At 70.8% G+C, this 551-nt stretch carries 1 protein-coding gene; it reads right to left on the bottom strand.

What is annotated here, in order from left to right; all coding sequences use genetic code 11:
* A partial coding sequence (locus ACP7BV_RS27785) for a hypothetical protein (RefSeq protein WP_426108147.1) occupies positions 1-428 on the bottom strand: 428 nt, incomplete at its 3' end.
* Positions 429-551 lie beyond the last annotated feature (123 nt).

Raw genomic sequence — 551 nt, forward strand, 5'->3', positions numbered from 1 at the left:
GGCGCGCTGGTAATGACCGGCGCACCTGTGACGCTACCTTGGTCAAACCCGGCGGCGGCGCTCAAGTCGGCGGCCATGATCAGCGCGACGCTGTCGCATGGCTGACCATTTTGCGCTTGCGCCAGGCGCGCCAGGAACAGGCCATTGAGTGTTTCGGCCTGGCCCGGGAAGAAACGCCAGCGGGTGGTATTGGCCATCTCGTCGAGCATGGCTGCCAAGGTGGCGTCAATGGCTTGGCCGGCCTGGGCGACCGGCGCCAGGATGCCTGCCGACAGCTTGGGCGCGGCCATCGCCAGCCAGCCCATGCCGGCCACCGGATACAGTGCTGCCGTGGCGCTGCCGGCGTCCCCGCTCAGGCGGTAGCTGCCGGCGCCGCTGGCCGGGTCTTCGGTGGCGATGCCCTGCCCGGTCCAGCCACCAACGCTCACCGGCGTTTTGGCGACCAGCGCGCGCAGGTTGCGGGCAATGTCATTGCCCAGGTCGGCGCCGGCGCTGGCCGACAGCGTCAGCTGCCATGCGCGGCGCCTGGATCAGCCCCAGGCCGGCCAGGC

Origin of the sequence: Massilia sp. TSP1-1-2 (assembly GCF_049896185.1) — a bacterium.
Classification (GTDB): Bacteria; Pseudomonadota; Gammaproteobacteria; order Burkholderiales; family Burkholderiaceae_D; genus Telluria_A.